This window comes from Sphingomonas sp. 10B4 (assembly GCF_035019905.1).
GTDB lineage: Bacteria > Pseudomonadota > Alphaproteobacteria > Sphingomonadales > Sphingomonadaceae > Sphingomonas > Sphingomonas glacialis.
In genome coordinates this window covers 1-244 of sequence record NZ_JASJVC010000511.1, presented here as the reverse complement: position 1 = coordinate 244, position 244 = coordinate 1, and the positions used below count along the sequence as shown (strand labels likewise).

Genomic DNA, 244 nt, shown 5'->3' with positions numbered 1-244 from the left:
GCATTGGGACTATTCGGCGATAGCTGCAAGAAGGTGTTGTAGGCGGCTTTTGCCTTTTCGTTGTCATTCAGCCTTGCTCTTGCATCGCCAAGATTGAGATAGGCGATGGCTCTCGAAGGATCGATTTGCAAAGTATTTTCAAACCAGCGTGCCGCCTCGGCAAACTTCTCTTGTTTAAAGTAAACGAAACCCAGGTTATTCGCAGCCAAACCAAAGTCAGGTCGGTACTTGAGCGCCTCTGTGA

1 protein-coding gene is annotated in these 244 nt (G+C 48.8%); it reads right to left on the bottom strand.

Annotated elements, in window-relative coordinates; genetic code table 11:
- On the bottom strand, window positions 1–244 hold a 244-nt coding region (locus QN347_RS20695), incomplete at both ends, for a tetratricopeptide repeat protein (RefSeq protein WP_323494531.1).